Here is an 18561-nt window from a genome sequence, read left to right on the forward strand (position 1 = left end):
TACGGGAAAACACATGTATAAATTGAACAAACAGTTCGTGTCAGTAGCACTTGGCTTGTTGATGTGCCAGTCTGCGGGGGCTGTCACCCTTGAAGAGGCAACCGCTATACAGCGCCAACTAGTGACTTTGGATACGCATTTGGATACGCCTGCTAATCTTGTCGTGCCAGGCTTTGATATTCTTGAGCGTCACTCCTATGGGCATGACTTCTCACAAGTCGATGTCCCCAGAATGCAGGAAGGCGCATTAGACGGCGGATTTTGGGCCATATACTCGCCCCAAGGTGAGTTAAGCAAAATAGGCTACGAGCAAAGCCGTGATACTGCATTGTTGCGTGCATTAGCGATCCGTACCATGGTGACCGCGAATCCTGAAATATTTGAATTTGCAACGCAAGCTAGTGATGCTCAAGAGATAAAAAAGAACGCCAAGCACATTGTATATATGAGCATGGAAAATTCGTATCCCTTGGGCACGGATATCAGCTTGCTGGAGACCTTTTATAAGTTTGGTCTGCGAATGACGGGGCCGGTACATTTTAAAAATAATCAATTTGGAGATAGTTCTACAGATCCTGATGGACCTAAATGGGATGGTTTGTCACCTTTAGGTGAGCAGTTAGTCGTTGAAGCTAATCGACTTGGCATTGTACTAGACGGTTCACATGCACATGATGAAACGGTGAAAGACATGATCCGCTTGTCAAAAACACCGATTATCTTGTCGCATACAGGGAGTAAAGCCATTTACGATCATCCGCGTAATGTTGACGATGAGTTGCTTAAAATGCTCGCTGCATCAGGCGGTGTTATTCAAATGAACGCCTACAGTGAATACCTAGAAGCATTGCCTGCTGATCCTGAGCGTAAAGAAGCATTTAAAGGTTTAATGAAGTTGGTAAAAGACGGTAGCGATCGTGAAATCATCCTTGAAAAACGGCGTGAAATTGAGCATGAGCATCCTGCGGTGAAAGCCTCATTTGAGGTCTACATGAAACACTTTTTACACGCTTTAAAAGTCGTCGGGCCTGAACATGTGGGTATAGGTGCTGACTGGGATGGCGGTGGTGGAGTTGATGGCATGATGGATGTGGTTAATTTGCCAATGATTACCCAGCGCTTATTAGATGAGGGCTACAGCAAAGAAGACCTGGCAAATATTTGGGGTGCCAATGCCTTACGTGTATTACAGCAGGCTCAAGACTATGCCGCTAACGTAAAAGCAAAAAAATAAAGCTTATTTAACCGGTTAGCAATTGGCGTTAAGTGGATTGTTGGCATTGTTAAACACTCGCCCTTGTATTTGCATGCATTGGGCGAGTGAATTAAGCCTATATATGGTGTTTATTGGCAACAACTAGAAATAAATAGCATAGGAAACATTGAGAAAATCAACGCCTGGATTTCGATCGTTTAAACCACCGTTTGAATAATGCATGTATCGCAGCGCCACAGATTGATTCATGTTGTCACCGAAATCGGTGACTAAGCCTAAACGGTCTTCAAATTGGTAATGAGAGCCAATATCTTTACCCGCAAAGCGAGTGTCTTCAACTAACGATACACCGATACCAAACTCCCATCTCAGAGGGTACTTATTGGCTATAGTGGCGAACTGTTTAGAAAATACCGGTGAAATAGCCATGGCGTAATTCGTTTCATGACTATTTTGTTCGCCGAATTCCCAAAAATTAACACTCACTTCCCAATACAAATCTACGTTTCCTAACCACTTTATTTGTGTAAGTTGGGCCGCGTAGGGACGATAGGCTAATCGTATTCCTTGAATATCGTCTGAGCCTAAAAGGTAATCTACCGCGATGCCTTGTTTTGCTGCCTGCGCGTTTGGTGTAATAAAGTAGCTGCCGATTAGGGCGATAACAATAAATAATATACGCATGAGTGTGTCCCTATTTAAATTAATGTGTGAATACTAAATAGGGACGATTACAATAATTAATTGGTTTTATTATCGCAATAATTCGACTTTACCGTTCGGTATAATGGAATGTTTAATGTTTTTAATAGCCTGAATTTTTTATATACACATTTTTTTATTATTTTAGTTATATTTATTTTCCATTTTAAACAATGGGTTTACAAGACGCGTTAATTGACAGGCTAAATCCCGTTTGGGTGCATTGAATTGTTGCTATTGGTACACTTGAATTTATATATTGGTTTGTAAGGTGTTTTAATACAGGAGGTAGGCGCTTGGCGACACTCAGTAGTAGCGAGCAAGAGAAAGTCGAGCTTGAGCACCAAGCGGCTAAAATTTTTATGCGTTGCTATGAACGTGATAGCGGTGATGAAATTCGCCACCTTTGGCATAATCGCCCTAGTAAGCCAGATGTCTCGTGTCGCCTAAAAGGAGAACGTTTAGATCTCGAAATCGCACATTTATACGGTAGCGAATTGGAAGCCAAGCAGATACTAGGTCGTGAGCTAAATGAAGAAACCTGTTTAGAGTTGCGAAACCTCGACAGTATGACTCAGCCCGAGGAGCGATTACTCAAAGCACTGAACCGGATCCTGTACAACAAGTCTCTAAAGCACTATCGCTCAGAGCGTGTTTGGTTGGTTATTCGTAATGCACATCCAGCATGGGATAGAGCGCAAATAGAAGCACTGCGTAACAAAATAGACGTGCCACCAAGCCATCCGTTTGAGCAAATCTGGATGGTAGGTGACTGGGAAGGAGAAAGCGGCATCATTAAGCTGTTTCCCTGCGTATTACACTAATACCTTTGCCCAGCTTCACTTTATATTTCAATTTGTTTTCGTTAAATGTCGTTCGACAGCTTATAGCCGAGCTCGCACCATCTTAGTGTGCCCCCCGCTAGCGAAAATACTTGTTTAAATCCCATATGTAACAATGATTCTGCTGCTAGTGCTGAGCGCCCGCCTGAGCGACAGTAAAGCAATATATTTTGCTGGGCTAGCCAGGTGGTTGGGTCAGCTTTATTCGCACATACGGCCAAACCACTCAGTTTAGCTTCAAGCAGACCTCTGGGTATGACGAGTGCACCAGGTAGAACACCTGACTGACATTCCTCGGCTTCACGAACATCGACTAAGATAGGATATTGTTCTGGCCTTTTTGCATACTCTTCACACGTAACCTCTTTGATGGTTTGCCTGACTTGGTCAATATACTGCGAATAATCTAATACTTTGTTTTGCATTGTCATTACCTCAATAAAATAAGTTTGCTAGCAGCCAAATCGCCACGACTACTATAAGAATGGAAAATCCACGTTTGAGTTTATGTTGATCTAAGTGTGAAGATATCGACTGCCCCGCCAAGACAGATACGGCACCTACACCAGCCATCGTTAAAATAATCAGCCAGTTTAATTCAGGGGATTGGTCGCTAAGCGCAATAGAGGTAAAAGCTGTGGCCGAGTTAATTACGATTAGAAGCAGACTATTGGAAACCGCACTTTGCATATTTGCACCAGCAAAAATAACCAAAGCCGGCACGATTAAGAAGCCACCACCAACACCCACCACGCCAGTGACAAGCCCCACCGTTGCTGCTGCACTTAGCAATGCCCATGTACTCGGTGATTTGCCAGAAGTAGGCGGTTTATCGGCAAACATTTTTATCGCAACAATAGCCATAATAACAACGAGTAGAACAGTTTGGCTGCCTGGCGGCATCCATATCCCTAGCCGTGCCCCTAAAGCGGCAAATGGTAAACTTACCATGCCAAAACTGATAATTATGCGTTTGTCGAGGGCGCCGTTTCGATAGGCTCTTATACTGCCGACAGTCGCAATCATACCGACTATGATCATTGAGCTGGTTATGGCACTTTTTTCGTCCAGACCGAGGAAAAGGGTTAGCGCGGGAACGGTCAATATTGAGCCACCGGCACCGAGCAATCCTAAACTAAGGCCAATTAAACCAGCGCTTACTAGCAACATCAGATACATAAACTTGTACATACTTTAATTAATATTGTATATTTGCAATATACGATATTTATGTATGATTAAGCAAGGAGTTAATTATGGCGGTTCAAGTTAACGGTTTTTTTCATGAAGGTACGGGCACCATTAGCTACATCGTGGTTGATAGTGAGCGTAGACACGCTGTGATAATAGACAGCGTACTGGATTTTGATCTTTCATCTGGAGAAGTAAGTGCAGAATTCGCGGATAAGCAATTAGACTTTTTACGCGATAATAATTTGCAACTTGATTGGATTTTAGACACCCATGCTCATGCTGACCATTTGAGTGCTGCTAATTATTTACGCACTAAAACATCGGTTAAAACGGTTATTGGTGAAGGTATTAAGGTTGTGGAAGATCATTTTGCTAAAACGTTTAATCATGAAAGTCAGTCGACCCACTTATACCAAGCGTTTGACCGCTTATTAACAGAAGGGGAAACATTAGACTTTGGCTCTGCATCATTGAAAGGAATGAGCACGCCGGGGCACACTAGTGACAGCCAAAGCTATGTGATTGAAGATAATATTTTTGTCGGTGATACTTTATTTATGCCGGATGGCGGTACTGCTCGTTGTGATTTTCCTGGAGGCGATGCTGGATTATTGTGGGATAGCATCAGTCGTATTCATCAATTACCTGCACATTACAAAATTTGGGTCTGCCATGATTATCAGCCTGAAGGACGTGAGTTGCGTTATCAAACGACAGTAGGTGAAAGTCGTTCTTCAAATATCCATGTAAATTCCCAAATGGATAAAGCACAATATGTGGCATTACGAAACACTCGTGATAAAACCCTTGCGGTGCCCAAATTATTGTACCCCTCCTTGCAGGTGAACTTGCAGTCAGGCGTATTACCAGAGCCTGAGAGTAACGGTATGCGGTATATTAAAATTCCGTTAACGGATAACACTCATTAACTAGTGGTTATAAAGGAAATTTACTAGGTGCTCTCTCTACTTTTTTGCCTATTTCCTCTAGCCGTTTAAGATTATTGGGGGTCATTTGGCGACGAGAAAGTTCTTTTAAAAATTGAGCCGTATTCAGGCTTTGATATCTTGCCTCACCTGATTCGACTAAGCTTTGCAGTAAATTTAAGCTAAAAGCGACCTCCCGAGGGAAGAGTAAATAGGCTTGATAAAAGTCTTGTGTGGCTTTTTGATAATCGTGTTTTACATAATGCTCTAAGCCGGTTTTGTTCAGACTCATGGCTTCAGGCCTACGCTCGCCGATGGTCTCTTCGCGCTTCACCACTATCATATTGGCAACGGTTGCTTCGTTGCCATCTTCAATTTGCTCTAAACGTGCTTTACACAAGGCTAATATTTCACTGGCTTTAAGGTCATTGCCAATACCTTTCCAAGCAGAAACAGCGTCGGTCATTTGCATGATGTCATTACTGTCTATGTCGTCCATGCCTTCTCTTTGCAATATTTCAGTGGCTTTGTCTACATCCCCAGCCATGACTGCTAAAGCGGCGAATAAAAAGTCTTTTTTAATCACTAGCTTCTGGTCTTGGTTTTTGCGCCCCGCTGAGCCAATTAAAAATTTAGCGACTTGTAAGGTTTTATCTCGTTCGTTGGCTTTTTTGCCTTCGGCTTCTTGCAAATAACAGCGTGCTAAATCGAGGGTTAATTCATCGAAACGTTCACGGATCCCGCGATTTGACTCGCGCTTTTTCTCAAGTAATTGAATCGCTTCGCTGTTGCGTTCTTGGGCTTGAAATATATAGGCTTTTAAGCGGGCCGCCGAAACCGACATTTCTCCTTCACGGATCTTATCTATGTGGTCTTCTGCTTGAGCATATTGATTATTGCTAATACAAATTCGTGCTAGCCATTCTCGTGCTTTATCGCTGGTCAATTGCGTATTGGTAAGCGTTAACAGCATTTCTTCGCTTTGTTGTATTTGCCCATCTAGATACAGACTTTGAATCAAGCCCCATTTCGCCCATATTATTTTATCTGAACCGCGTAACACGTCTTGATATACCTTGGCCGCCTCTTTGAAAAGCTTCACTTTGATTAGCAAGCGAGCTTGTAATTTGACCATTTGACTGCGCATACGTGGACGACTGTTACGTTCCAGCATGTAGTTTAATTTATCTAAAGCTAAATCAAATTCACCGTCATCCATCAGCTTAAATACGGGCATCAGATAGTGGCGGAAATTTAAACATGCTGAGATGTTTTTCTCAATGCTACGGATCGTGTAAGGCTTAATAACAAGAGCATCTGGGTGGACATCGACGATTTGTCCAACGATTATGGGTAAGCGGTCTGAGGTGATAAAAATAATGCTGGTAGAGCTTTTCAGTAAACCTTGTTCTTGTAATTCTTGGACGATTTCTACGCCATTCTTGTTTTGCCCTAGGTGGTAATCCATCAGCAATAAATCAATCCGGCGCAGCTTAGCATGGGCTTTTAATTCACGACCATTACTGAAACAGCCGACCTCGGTAAACCCCATTTCCATTAAGTGGTTACGTAAATTAATGCGCGCCATACCGTTATCTTCAACAATAGCTACTTTAATATCACTAGGGGACATGAATTACCTTGGTTGGTAGAGCGTATTTTTGTTTCATAATCAATAGCATAACAAGGTAAAAAAGATAGCCGTATTATTTCACTTAGTCCAGAGCTTATTAACCAAATGTGCTGAAAACTAGTCATCATGTATACAGATGTTGTCAGTTTATAAAATAAATGTTTGTACTGACGTTAACGTAAAGGTAAGTTATTTGATAATCTACTAACACTTTGTTAACAGTTTTGGTTTGCCGCTAAAATCAAAGCAATTTTATTAGGGCTATATATGCAACACATTCCTCTACTTATAAACGGTGAGTTTATTTCATCTGAATCACTACAGTTTATCGATGTCACCAACCCTGCAAACAACACTGTTATCGCCAAAGCCCCCATTGCCAGCGATGCAGAAATAGATAAAGCTGTGGCTTGTGCAAAAGAAGCTTTTTTAACCTGGCGTGAAGTACCTGTGTCAGAGCGTGCACGCGTGATGATGCGCTACCAACAATTACTTAAAGAGCATCATGACGAGATAGCAACAATACTCAGTAGTGAAACGGGTAAAACATTTGCTGATGCTAAAGGTGATGTTTGGCGTGGTATTGAAGTCGTCGAACAAGCCATGAATGTGCCTTCAATGATGATGGGTGAAACGTCTGAAAATGTCGCTCGGGGCATAGACACCTACAGCTATACCCAGCCATTAGGCGTGTGCTTAGGCATTACACCATTTAATTTTCCCGCAATGATCCCGTTGTGGATGTTTCCCTTGGCAGTGGCGTGCGGCAATACTTTTATCCTTAAACCGTCAGAGCAAGACCCATTAACACCCACGCGTTTAGCTGAGCTATTTATTGAAGCTGGCGCGCCCAAAGGTGTGTTAAATGTGATCCATGGCGGTAAAGATCAGGTCAATAGATTACTTAATCACGACGACATAAGTGCGGTGTCATTTGTTGGCTCTGTCCCTGTCGGACAACATGTTTATAAAACAGCTACCGATAATATGAAACGCGCCCAATGTTTTGCCGGAGCGAAAAACCACTCTGTGATTATGCCTGATGCAAATAAGCAGCAAGTATTGAATAACCTAGTGGGCGCATCTGTCGGGGCTGCTGGTCAGCGCTGTATGGCTATATCGGTTGCGGTTTTTGTAGGGGATGCAGGTGAGTGGGTTGAAGAGCTGGCAAATATGATTGGTCAGGTAAAGCCTGGATTATGGGACGACGAAGACGCCGCGTATGGGCCGTTGATTAGCCCGCAAGCTAAGGCGCGAGTGTTATCCCTTATTCAACAAGGTAAAGATGAAGGCGCTACGTGTTTGATTGATGGTAGCGACTTTACGTTAAAAGGTTATGAAAAGGGCAACTGGGTTGGGCCAACTGTGTTCAGCGATGTTACTGAAGAGATGCAAATTTATCAGCAAGAAATCTTTGGCCCAGTGCTGTGCTGCATGGTGGTAGATACATTAGAAGAAGCCATTGCGCTGGTGAATCGTAATCCATTTGGTAATGGAACCTCAATTTTCACTGCAAGTGGTGCGGCGGCGCGCAAGTATCAGCATGAAATAGAAGTAGGACAGGTGGGTATTAATGTACCGATCCCTGTGCCATTGCCATTCTTTTCATTCACGGGCTGGAAAAATTCCTTCTACGGCGACATGCATGCTTATGGCAAACAAGCGGTACGCTTTTATTCTGAAACCAAAACCGTGACAGCTCGCTGGTTTGAAAACGATATTCCATCTGGTCCTAACATGACCATCAACTTAAAGTAAGTGAGTTAACTATGAACTTTGATTTGACCGAAGATCAGCAAGCCTTTGCTGATACAGCCCGCCAATTTGCCGAACAGGCTCTGGCGCCTAATGCTGCAAAGTGGGACAAAGAACATCACTTTCCGAAGGACGTGATTCAACAAGCTGGTGAACTGGGTTTCTGTGGTTTGTATACCAGTGAAGAGGATGGTGGTTTGGGCTTGAGCCGCTTGGATTCGTCGATTATTTTCGAACAGCTATCTATGGGCTGTACAGCTACTACGGCCATGATGACGATCCATAATATGGCGACTTGGATGATTGCCAAATGGGGTAAACCAGCACTCAAAGATAAGTGGTGCCCAGATTTAGTCACAGGCAAGTTGCTAGCATCTTACTGTTTGACGGAACCCGGTTCAGGCTCTGACGCTGCCGCCTTACGTACAGGTGCAAAAGTGGATGGTGATGAGTATGTACTCAATGGCTCTAAAATGTTTATTTCGGGTGCGGGAGAAACCGAAGTGCTGGTGGTTATGGCGCGCACTGGCGGTGAAGGTCCTAAAGGGATTTCAGCGTTTTTAGTGCCGGCTGACACACAAGGTATTATTTACGGCAAGGCCGAGGATAAAATGGGTTGGAATGCTCAGCCCACTCGCTTAATTACATTCGATAATGTGCGTATTTCGAAAATTAATTTACTTGGTGAAGAAGGCCAAGGTTTTAGTTTCGCGATGCAGGGCTTGGACGGAGGGCGCGTCAATATCGCCACTTGCTCAATCGGCACTGCTCAGCAAGCGCTGAACACCGCAACCGCTTATATGAAAGAGCGTACCCAATTCGGTAAACCGTTAGCTGCTTTTCAGGCATTGCAGTTCAAGCTAGCTGATATGGCTACAGAGCTTGTGGCTGCGAGACAAATGGTGCGCCTGGCGGCCTTTAAATTAGATAATCAAGATCCTGAGCGCAGCGCGTATTGCGCCATGGCGAAGCGTTTCGCGACGGATATAGGATTTGAAGTGTGTAATCAAGCGCTACAAATTCACGGTGGTTACGGTTACATTCAAGAATATCCGTTAGAACGTCATGTTCGAGATGTGCGTGTTCATCAAATACTCGAAGGTACCAATGAAATTATGCGCATGATAGTCGGGCGACGTTTATTAGCTGACGATGCGGGTAAAATTTTATAAGGTGTTTAGTCGCCAAACGAAAGGAGAAAATTGTGTCTGATTGCGTTATTTTTCAAGAACGGGCCACTAAAAATGGCATGAAGATAGGCCATGCAACCCTCAATCGACCGAGTGCCTTAAATGCACTGAATATGGACATGATAGAAGCGTTAATGCCACAGCTTTTAGCTTGGCAGCAAAATGCTGATATTTGTATGGTGATCCTTGATGGTGCTGGCGAAAAAGGATTGTGCGCCGGAGGAGACGTTGTCGCGATGCATAACGCCATGGCGAGCAACCCTAAAGCCGTGCCCGCCTCACTGCAGCGTTTTTTTAGTGAGGAGTATAAGCTTGATTTCCTTATTCACACCTATGCTAAACCCTTTGTGGTGTGGGGAGGAGGAATTGTAATGGGTGGCGGTATGGGCTTGATGAATGGAGCGAGCCATCGCATTGTCACCGATACGTCACGTTTGGCCATGCCAGAAATCAATATCGGTTTATATCCTGATGTAGGCGGAAGCTGGTTTCTAAACAACATGCCCCCAGGTTGTGGACTGTTTTTAGGCATGACAGGCGCCAGTATGAATGCCGCGGATGCGCTATACGTTAATATGGCCGACTATTTTATCCCCAACGACTTAAAAAATCAGTGGTTAGTCAGCCTTGATGAGTTGCCTTGGAGTAAAGATGAAGCCGCCAACAAAAACCAATTAAGTGTTCTTTGTGCGGATTTACATCAGCAGCATCAAGCCTTATTGCCGCATAGTAAGGTACAAGCACTACAAGATAATCTCAGTCCCCTTGCAAGTGTAACCACTGCGGCTGGGGTTGCGAAACGCATACTGGCCTTAAACGCAGGTGATGATAAATGGCTTGATAAAGCCCAGAAGACCTTACAAACGGGTTCACCTATCAGTGCAAATTTGGTCTTCAAACAATTGCACAATGGCCAGAGTATGACCTTGGCGGAATGTTTTAAGATGGAATTGGTGATGTCATCCCGTTGCGGAGAATTCGGCGAATTTCAAGAAGGTGTGCGGGCGTTATTGGTGGATAAAGATCACCAACCAAACTGGCGATACCCCACGATTGAAAGCGTTCCAAATGAAATCATGGTCTGGTTTTTTGATAGTCCATGGCAAGCAAATGAGCATCCCCTTAGCGCCCTAGGTAAGGAGTAGGTTATGTCATTATCAAATTATACTATCGCGTTTATCGGTTTAGGCAACATGGGCGGACCAATGGCGGCCAATCTGCTTAAAGCTCAAGCTAAGGTTAAGGTATTTGACCTAGTGCCCGAAGCTGTCACTGAGCTAAAAAATAAGGGAGCAACAGCGGTAAATAGTGCAGTAGATGCCGTGGATGGCGCAGATATTGTGATATCTATGCTGCCAGCTGGCAAACACGTAAAAAGCTTATATTTAGGAGATAGTGAAGGTGGTACTGCTGGGCTTATAGATGTATTAACGGAAGACACCTTGGTTATCGATTCGAGCACCATTGATGCAGCCTCGTCAATTTCAGTGGGTAATGCATTAAGCGAAAAAGGCATACGCTTTCTCGACGCGCCCGTTTCGGGTGGCACAGCGGGCGCTGCTGCGGGAACGTTAACATTTATTGTGGGTGGTGAAGAAGCAGCCTATCAAAGTGCTTTACCTGTGTTGCAGGCCATGGGAAAAAATATATTCCATGCTGGTCTAAATGGCGCAGGACAAATCGCTAAAATTTGCAATAACATGTTGTTATCGGTGTTAATGCTCGGTACTTCAGAAGCCTTGCAAATGGCGATTGATAATGGACTTGATCCCAAGGTGATGTCAGACATTATGCTGCAAAGTTCAGGGCGAAACTGGACACTGGAGTTATACAATCCATGTCCAGATGTGATGCCAAATGTGCCTTCATCCAATGACTATAAAGGCGGTTTTATGGTGGATTTGATGCGAAAAGACTTAGGCTTAGCCTTAGACACTGCGCTCAAAAGTCACTCAACTACGCCTATGGGGGCTATGGCGCAAAATTTGTATAATATGCACAGTATGCAAGGTAATGGTCAGCGAGACTTTTCAAGTATATTTGAGCTATTTTCTGTACAAAAGCCTAAAGCGTAGCGAAGTCTAATGGTTGAATGGGCAAAGACTAATTAGCATCAACTTGACCACTGGGAATATCCATACATTTAATTTAACAAATATTAGGGAAGCAGAATTATGCAGTTAGAAGGTAGCGTTATTGCGATCACCGGAGCGGCTCAAGGTTTAGGCCGCGCTATGGCACAAGAGTTTGCTCAGCAAGGAGCGAGCGTTGCACTTATCGATATGCAAAAAGAATCGCTAGAACAAGCCGCTAAAGAATTACGCAGTTTAGGTGTGAAAGTAGAATATTACGTGGTAAATGTTACTAACGAGGCGGAAGTAGAAGTGGCATTTGCCGATATCGGTATGGATTTTGGCCAGTTAAATGGTTTGATTAATAGTGCAGGCATTATGCGCGATGGTATGTTGCTTAAGGTGAAAGATGGCAAAGTAGTCTCCAAGATGTCCAAAGAGCAATTCCAGTCAGTGTTAGATGTGAATGTTACGGGCACATTTTTATGTGGCCGAGAAGCCGCCAAGCAAATGATCGAAAGTAAGAGTGAGGGCGTGATTATCAATATCTCGTCAGTATCCCGTGCTGGTAATATTGGACAAACCAATTACTCTGCATCTAAAGCCGCTGTCGCTACAATGACCGTGTCGTGGGGTAAAGAGTTAGCACGTTTTGGTATACGCACCGGTTGCATTGCCCCAGGTTTAGTCGAAACCGCAATGGCAGCACAAATGCGCCCAGAAATGCGTGAAGCATTTTTGAATACTGTGCCGATGCGCCGCTTAGCTGAGGTAGATGAACTGGCGCACACGGCTAGGTATATTTTTGAAAACGATTATTTCACCGGACGCACCATTGAGCTAGATGGCGGCACGCGGGTCTAAGGTTTTCGACTGATTAAAATGGCCGAACAAGTATCGAGCTCATGTGGATATCCCATAGCGAATACGGGGGCTCATTGCCCCCTATATATTAATAGTTAAAATAGGTTTGCAGTTGATAAGGGGAGCCACCATAAGCGTAGTCGGTGGCAATAAGATTAATGACGTCGCCTTCATCAACACCCCGCAAAGACGTTTCAATAATCAATTCGCCAGTTGATGCGTTATAGATATAAATATCGTAATCGCCGCTTTCTAACTCATATTGCTCATTGCTCATATAACTTAGTTCCACCTGAGGAGTATATGAGTCTGGGTTACCGCCATCACTAACAATGACCACCTCAATTGCGTTACTTTTAATATCGTCAATACTATGATTTATGAGTAATTTGGCGTGAGTGCTAATGACACGTAAGTCTTCTTCATTGTCATTTACTGTAATACTGGAAGCATTATCACCTGCGGTGAGAACTAATAACCTGCTACTGGGCTGAAGGTTTAAGGTGAAGGTGTCAATTTTTTCACTTGTATCGTTATCGACCAAATAAAAATATCGCGTATCGCCTTCATCTACATCATCAATATCAATATTAAAAGAATCAGATATGGCGCCGAATTCTAACGTGCTGGCCAATAATGTAGCATCGACATCTGCCTCAGTTAAGTACACATCTAGATAGTCAGAATTGGATATGCCGTGAGCAAAACGTACATTGGCAGACTGTGCTTCATTGGTAAGTAATCGAGCGCCATCTGTTTCAATTTCGACTATCGCGTTAATTAACTCATCTGAACCAGCAACAAGGTAACCCGTTAATGCGAAGATTATGGCGTCTCCTGTTGAAATGGTAATACTATCGGATGAAGCGAGTATTGTATCTGTACCAGACTCCGTTACGATGATCTTGTATACCCCTTTTTCGACTTCGACTTCGTCGCTGTCATCACTGTATGCCAAAGTAAAATCCGCAACTTTATTTAGCAGATCTTCTCCCTCAGCTAACAAGTACACATCAATATCTGTGTTTAGGTCTGCTATGTTGGCAAACTGAATGATTGCATCATAGTCTTCATCGAAATCGTCATCGAATAAATCTGAAATATCAGTTTGAAATGTGATAAATGATGGCGCGTCTGTGTCGCCATACATGACATATGTACTGATTTTATTCTTTGATACGTTAACGCTGTCACTACTGGTAAATTCATCGTTTTGTGAATTAGGTAATATTTGATTGAACGCTAAGTCGTAACTTCCTTTACTGACATAATCAATCGCGCTGGCATCACCGTAGGCCAATTCGTCTAAAGATTCGTCTTCGATTACCACTTCAATAGCGGGGGATTGTGGAACGAGATTAACGAACTGATAGTATCCTTTTGCATCAGTGCCACTGCTGCTACTTAGATCACATGCGGATAAACTTAATGTTAACGCAGCAATAATGGTATTAAAAAATACAGTTTTAATTTTTTTCTTAAACATATAAAGAGAGACTAAAATAGAAGGAAAGTAGGACTATTTTGACTGAAATTTACAGAGAATGTTTGCTGGCTAAGGTAAAAGTTGTGTAAAAAACCGCAGTAGAAATATCGCAGAAAAGAGCAAAGTGTTTGCTCTTTTTATGAGTACTACCAAGTTAACAATGGTTTATAAGGGCTCACCAAAGCGAAATACTTGTCCTTCGCCGGGTAGCATCTTCCGCCAATTTTCATTACCTGTAAGGGGCTCGGTCGCGATGACAGTGACGATGTCGTTAGGCGTTGTTTCTTTAGCGAAGTCGATATCCACATCAATATCTGATAGATGTGCTTTACCAAACGGTGCTCTACGTGTGATCCATTGTAATTTAGTCGAACAAAATGCAAGTAAGTACTCACCATCGGTGATGAGCATATTAAACACGCCTAACTTATTGAGCTTTTTAGCTTCTCTTTGCAAAAAATTAAAAGCAGATATGCGTTTGCTAGGACGATTAGGGAATCGATTGTCCAAAGCACTCATTAGATAGCAGAAGGCCCGTTCGCTGTCAGTGGTTCCAACTGGCGTGAATCGGTCTATGGGTAGATCGGTGTAGCCACTTAACTGGCCATTATGAGCGTATGTCCAGTTGCGGCCCCATAACTCACGACTGAAAGGATGGGTGTTTTCCATGCCGATGCGTCCGCGATTCGCTTGGCGAACATGAGCAATAACGGCTTTACTTTTTATTGGGTAATCCGAAATTAAGCGGGCAATCTCAGATTCATAACTCGGCTGCGGATCTTTGAATATACATACGCCTTTTTGTTCATAAAATGCCACGCCCCAACCATCCCTATGTGGGCCTACACGTCCTCCGCGTTCACGAAGTCCCTTAAAACTAAAGCAAATATCGGTTGGCACGTTGGCCGACATTCCCAATAACTCACACATATTTTGTCTCGCGTATTGCTGATTTCGCGATTATACCTTGAATGGTGCAGACAGATCTCTAGGATCCCACGGTTTGTAATAAAAAGATATCGAGAGGCAGTGTGGGGCATTAATACACTTACTTAGCCTAGGTGACTAAAGCGTTTATTAGACACAAAAAATCCGCTCTAGGCGGAATTTTTGCTCTGGTTGCATCAAGTTTTTGTGTGCTGCGTGCTTATTTATGTGTATTGACACTGGCGATGACGCTAGGCATTTCGCTGTACTTTCCATTCGTCAGATAATTATTCATCTTTGTTGATTTATCACCATATTGCTCGATAAAGGCCACAATGTTCTGGCCATTACAGGTCATTTTTTCTGTCACATAACGCTTGGTTAATTTATTTGCTTTCATCGCTTTATGCATTTTAAAAATATTACCTTTTGTAGCGGTAACACATAATTTAGTCCCAGCTTGGTCATCTGTGGGAACGAATTCAGGGCTTGCATGTGCAGCACCAAGAACAGTAAAAGAAAGAGTAGCGGCGGCGATAATTTTAGTCAGTTTTTTCATGAGTGTTTCCTTTGAATAATCAATTTAACAGTGTGTTGTGTTGTTAATTATTTGTTTGCAACTCAGATGCCAGTTTTATTATTGATATAAATCAATGCATTAGGCATTTCATGTAAATTTAAATAATTAAAATAAAATAACTAGTATCTTAATTGACCAAAAATTAGTTTTTTTAACCAGTACAGTTTTTAAAATCTAACGCTTTTAAATATTAATGGGGAAAGCCAAACCTAAAGCTTTAAAAATGTCCCTTGATTTGCTATATTTCTGGCGCTTTTTTAAGCATCTATTAACTGCTCTGGACTTACGATCCAAATCGCAAGGAAAACTTAATGCAAAACAATACTTCTGCACCCTTCGTTGTGTGTGCGCTATACAAATTTGTTACCCTCAAAAATTTTGAAGACATGCGTCAGCCGCTGCTCACTTTTATGCAAGAAAATGGTATTAAAGGTACCTTATTGCTTGCCGAAGAAGGTATTAACGGCACGGTTTCCGGTTCTCGTGAAGCTATCGACGCAGTACTGACGTATTTGAACAATGACCCGCGGATCAAGCCTATTTCTCATAAAGAGTCTTTAGATGAAAATCAGCCTTTTCATCGCACTAAAGTAAAATTGAAGAAAGAAATTGTCACCATGGGAGTTGAAGGTATTGACCCTTTGCGCACCGTTGGTACTTATGTGAAACCTAAGGATTGGAATGCACTTATCTCTGATCCCGACGTAACCGTTATCGATACGCGTAATGATTATGAGATTGAAATAGGCACGTTTAAAAACGCCATTAATCCAAATACTGAGTCATTTCGTGAATTCCCTCAGTATGTAAAAGACAATCTTGACCCAAACAAAAATAAGAAAGTTGCGATGTTCTGTACAGGTGGTATTCGCTGCGAGAAGTCGACCGCGTATTTAAAGGAACAGGGCTTTGAAGAAGTCTTTCATCTTGAAGGTGGTATTCTTAAGTATTTAGAAGATGTACCGAAAGACGACACGCTATGGGAAGGTGATTGCTTTGTGTTTGATAATCGTGTGGCGGTCAATCACGACTTACAGAAAAGTGAATACGATCAATGTTATGCATGTCGATTGCCGATAACCGAAGAAGATAAGCAAAGCCCACTTTTCGAAGCGGGAGCGAGCTGTCCCAAGTGTCATGGTACCCATAGTGAAGAACAACTTAAGCGTTTCCGTGAACGTGAGAAACAAGTCAATTTGGCTAAAGAACGTAATGAGGCACACGTAGGCGAAGATGCAACGAAAGCCATAAAATTACGTCGTCAGCAAAAGGCTTCTCAACGCAGAGCACAACGTACTGCTGCTGGAAAAAGCAACGGTTGATTCCCTGCGTAGTGCGCTTTTCCTCACTAACGTAGACATTCGCTTATATGAAAGGGTACACTCAGGCTAACTTAACTAATGTGAATTAAACATGGCAGATCAAAAGACGTTAGCGCCAGAAAAGGTCGCTGAAATTCGTAAAGAGTTCGATTATTTCGATACGGATAACAATGGTGAAATTGGATTAACAGAGTTTATTGAATTGTTAACCATAATATCTCCTAAGACCAAGGCCAGTCATGTTGAAGAAGGCTTTGGTTTAATTGATGAGAACAATGATGGCTCTATCGACTTCGAAGAATTTTTGGAGTGGTGGCAGCAATCTTGGTGGGAATACTAATCCCCAAAATCTTATTGGTTGTTTATGGACTAATGACAAAAAGCCCAAGCACATGCTTGGGCTTTTTCATTCTTGATCAGGATTTTATACTTGCTTAAAGGTTAAGCCTGCATTGTCCACTAAACGGGTAATTAGCTTATCGCCCATAGCAGATGCTGGGGTTAGAATACCGCCTGCTGTATCAGTTGCGTCTTTGATAAGACAAAGCGCCGCTTCTGTAATCATGCGTGATGTTGAACCGTAACCTGGGTCCAGCGTTGCGCTAACGCTTACTGTTAGGTTTTGTCCTTCCTGATCGTTACCGACAAATAGCACTTCATAGAAGCCATTTTCGCGCTCTTCTTTACTTGGGCCTTCACCTGGTTTAGGGCCGCCGTCTTTCATCATACCTTTATCGTTGGCGACAGCATTGGCTATGGCTTCACCTTTCTCACCTGGACCGGTCATTAGCATTTCGTCGTAGACAAAGTCATTGCCATATTGATGTTCCAGTAAGAAGTTACTACGGTGCACGTTACGGGTATTAATCGCCGCCATTATGAAAGGGGTTACCCACGTGTTTAACGATTCTTCAAAATAGGGTTTGTTTCCTAACGGTTGTTCGGTCCCTGCAAAGCCGGGTGTAAGGGCAAAGGGATTTAGCAATAGTTGAAACTGCTTAGGATCTTGCTTTGCTGCGGCCAGTGTTGCTTTCAAACTTGCAGCGGTGCCACCCGAAAATGTACCTTGCATCTTTTTAACGCGGCCTTTAACGCGATTAAAGGTATGGCCGAATTTTTCTTTCGCCAATTGTTGTAATTGATATACACCTAAATCAAACGGAATAGAGTCAAAACCACATGAGAATACAATGCGCGCGCCGCTTTCTTTTGCAGCAGCCTCGTTCGCATCGATCATTAGACGCATCCAAACAGGCTCACCGCATAAGTCCACGTAATCTACACCTGACTGTGCGCACATAGCGACTAATTCCGAACCATATAATTGGTACGGCCCTACAGTAGTCAATATCAGGCGGGTCCGGTCAAGCATAGCTTGCATGGATTTCGCATCTTCTGCATCTGCAACTACAAGAGGGGTATCAGTTGGGGCACCAATTTCATCCCGCACTTGTGCAAGCTTATCGGCGCTGCGTCCAGCCATTGCCCAAGTAAAGCTGTTGTCGTCTTTGTATTGTTTTACGAGGTATTCAGCGACTAAGCGTCCAGTGAAACCGGAAGCACCATACACGACAATATCGAATTCTTTATTTGTACTCATTTTATAGTTCTCATAGGATTTACGATGGTTTAATAGTAAAACCACATCGTTTAACCTTCACTTTATTTGATTGATGGCTAACTATAGGAATGGCGAATTGAACGTTAAACTGGCTGAACTTCTAAAATCCGTGGCGTAAGGATTATTCGGGCGAAGGGTTGATTGGCTCGCCGATTTAGCGTAATCCCTATCAGCATAAAGAATTTCTTCACGGTCAAAATAATCAATGGGGAACGTATAGCTAGATTTATC

Annotated in this window: 18 protein-coding genes; 10 read left to right on the forward strand and 8 right to left on the reverse strand. The window is 43.0% G+C overall.

What is annotated here, in order from left to right; all coding sequences use genetic code 11:
- Positions 1 to 13 precede the first annotated feature (13 nt).
- Positions 14 to 1234: a dipeptidase gene (locus GQR89_RS04115; RefSeq protein ID WP_199271372.1), complete on the forward strand. Its 1221-nt coding sequence runs from the start codon at positions 14 to 16 to the stop codon at positions 1232 to 1234.
- Between the two features lie 123 nt (positions 1235 to 1357).
- Here the strand turns inward: GQR89_RS04115 and GQR89_RS04120 are convergent, their stop codons facing one another.
- Positions 1358 to 1900 (reverse strand): acyloxyacyl hydrolase, encoded by a 543-nt coding sequence (locus GQR89_RS04120; protein ID WP_158768890.1) that lies wholly within the window; start codon positions 1898 to 1900, stop codon positions 1358 to 1360.
- A 314-nt stretch (positions 1901 to 2214) separates the two neighbouring features.
- Here GQR89_RS04120 and GQR89_RS04125 point away from each other — a divergent pair, with 314 nt between their 5' ends.
- Entirely contained in the window at positions 2215 to 2742 is a 528-nt protein-coding gene (locus GQR89_RS04125; RefSeq protein WP_158768891.1) for a hypothetical protein, read from the forward strand.
- A 41-nt stretch (positions 2743 to 2783) separates the two neighbouring features.
- Here GQR89_RS04125 and GQR89_RS04130 read toward each other — a convergent pair whose 3' ends face one another.
- Together GQR89_RS04130 and GQR89_RS04135 are read right to left on the reverse strand one after the other, a co-directional pair.
- Complete coding sequence (locus GQR89_RS04130; RefSeq protein WP_158768892.1) at positions 2784 to 3185, reverse strand: rhodanese-like domain-containing protein; 402 nt, start codon at positions 3183 to 3185, stop codon at positions 2784 to 2786.
- A gap of 10 nt (positions 3186 to 3195) precedes the next feature.
- Positions 3196 to 3930: a sulfite exporter TauE/SafE family protein gene (locus GQR89_RS04135; RefSeq protein ID WP_233269076.1), complete on the reverse strand. Its 735-nt coding sequence runs from the start codon at positions 3928 to 3930 to the stop codon at positions 3196 to 3198.
- 86 nt (positions 3931 to 4016) lie between these two features.
- On the opposite strand from GQR89_RS04135, the gene GQR89_RS04140 reads away from it, so the two are divergent.
- On the forward strand, positions 4017 to 4883 hold the full coding sequence (locus GQR89_RS04140) for an MBL fold metallo-hydrolase (protein WP_158768893.1): 867 nt from the start codon (positions 4017 to 4019) through the stop codon (positions 4881 to 4883).
- Positions 4884 to 4890: 7 nt separating this feature from the next.
- Here the strand turns inward: GQR89_RS04140 and GQR89_RS04145 are convergent, their stop codons facing one another.
- Positions 4891 to 6513, reverse strand: coding sequence for a response regulator (locus tag GQR89_RS04145; RefSeq protein WP_158768894.1), 1623 nt, complete (start codon positions 6511 to 6513; stop codon positions 4891 to 4893).
- Positions 6514 to 6780: 267 nt separating this feature from the next.
- On the opposite strand from GQR89_RS04145, the gene GQR89_RS04150 reads away from it, so the two are divergent.
- From GQR89_RS04150 to GQR89_RS04170, 5 genes are all read left to right on the forward strand, one after another.
- Entirely contained in the window at positions 6781 to 8271 is a 1491-nt protein-coding gene (locus tag GQR89_RS04150; protein WP_158768895.1) for a CoA-acylating methylmalonate-semialdehyde dehydrogenase, read from the forward strand.
- Positions 8272 to 8282: 11 nt separating this feature from the next.
- Positions 8283 to 9440 (forward strand): acyl-CoA dehydrogenase family protein, encoded by a 1158-nt coding sequence (locus GQR89_RS04155; RefSeq protein ID WP_158768896.1) that lies wholly within the window; start codon positions 8283 to 8285, stop codon positions 9438 to 9440.
- Positions 9441 to 9472: 32 nt separating this feature from the next.
- A complete protein-coding gene (locus GQR89_RS04160) occupies positions 9473 to 10603 on the forward strand; it encodes an enoyl-CoA hydratase/isomerase family protein (RefSeq protein ID WP_158768897.1) in 1131 nt (376 codons plus the stop codon).
- A 3-nt stretch (positions 10604 to 10606) separates the two neighbouring features.
- Entirely contained in the window at positions 10607 to 11533 is a 927-nt protein-coding gene (mmsB, locus tag GQR89_RS04165; RefSeq protein ID WP_158768898.1) for a 3-hydroxyisobutyrate dehydrogenase, read from the forward strand.
- Positions 11534 to 11632: 99 nt separating this feature from the next.
- Positions 11633 to 12394 carry an SDR family oxidoreductase gene (locus tag GQR89_RS04170; protein ID WP_158768899.1) on the forward strand — a complete coding sequence of 254 codons (762 nt, stop codon included), beginning with the start codon at positions 11633 to 11635 and terminating at the stop codon, positions 12392 to 12394.
- Positions 12395 to 12482: 88 nt separating this feature from the next.
- Here the strand turns inward: GQR89_RS04170 and GQR89_RS04175 are convergent, their stop codons facing one another.
- The 3 genes from GQR89_RS04175 to GQR89_RS04185 all read right to left on the reverse strand — a co-directional run bounded on the left by GQR89_RS04175 (position 12483) and on the right by GQR89_RS04185 (position 15366).
- Positions 12483 to 13880 (reverse strand): DUF4397 domain-containing protein, encoded by a 1398-nt coding sequence (locus GQR89_RS04175; protein WP_158768900.1) that lies wholly within the window; start codon positions 13878 to 13880, stop codon positions 12483 to 12485.
- Between the two features lie 165 nt (positions 13881 to 14045).
- On the reverse strand, positions 14046 to 14810 hold the full coding sequence (locus tag GQR89_RS04180) for a class II glutamine amidotransferase (protein WP_158768901.1): 765 nt from the start codon (positions 14808 to 14810) through the stop codon (positions 14046 to 14048).
- 217 nt (positions 14811 to 15027) lie between these two features.
- Positions 15028 to 15366: a DUF3718 domain-containing protein gene (locus GQR89_RS04185; RefSeq protein WP_158768902.1), complete on the reverse strand. Its 339-nt coding sequence runs from the start codon at positions 15364 to 15366 to the stop codon at positions 15028 to 15030.
- A gap of 332 nt (positions 15367 to 15698) precedes the next feature.
- Here GQR89_RS04185 and GQR89_RS04190 point away from each other — a divergent pair, with 332 nt between their 5' ends.
- Positions 15699 to 16709, forward strand: coding sequence for a rhodanese-related sulfurtransferase (locus GQR89_RS04190; RefSeq protein ID WP_158768903.1), 1011 nt, complete (start codon positions 15699 to 15701; stop codon positions 16707 to 16709).
- A 91-nt stretch (positions 16710 to 16800) separates the two neighbouring features.
- Complete coding sequence (locus tag GQR89_RS04195) at positions 16801 to 17049, forward strand: EF-hand domain-containing protein (RefSeq protein ID WP_158768904.1); 249 nt, start codon at positions 16801 to 16803, stop codon at positions 17047 to 17049.
- 84 nt (positions 17050 to 17133) lie between these two features.
- Here the strand turns inward: GQR89_RS04195 and GQR89_RS04200 are convergent, their stop codons facing one another.
- On the reverse strand, positions 17134 to 18309 hold the full coding sequence (locus GQR89_RS04200) for a trans-acting enoyl reductase family protein (protein ID WP_158768905.1): 1176 nt from the start codon (positions 18307 to 18309) through the stop codon (positions 17134 to 17136).
- Positions 18310 to 18561: the final 252 nt, after the last annotated feature.

The sequence above is a fragment of the Paraglaciecola sp. L1A13 genome, assembly GCF_009796745.1.
Taxonomy (GTDB): Bacteria; Pseudomonadota; Gammaproteobacteria; order Enterobacterales; family Alteromonadaceae; genus Paraglaciecola.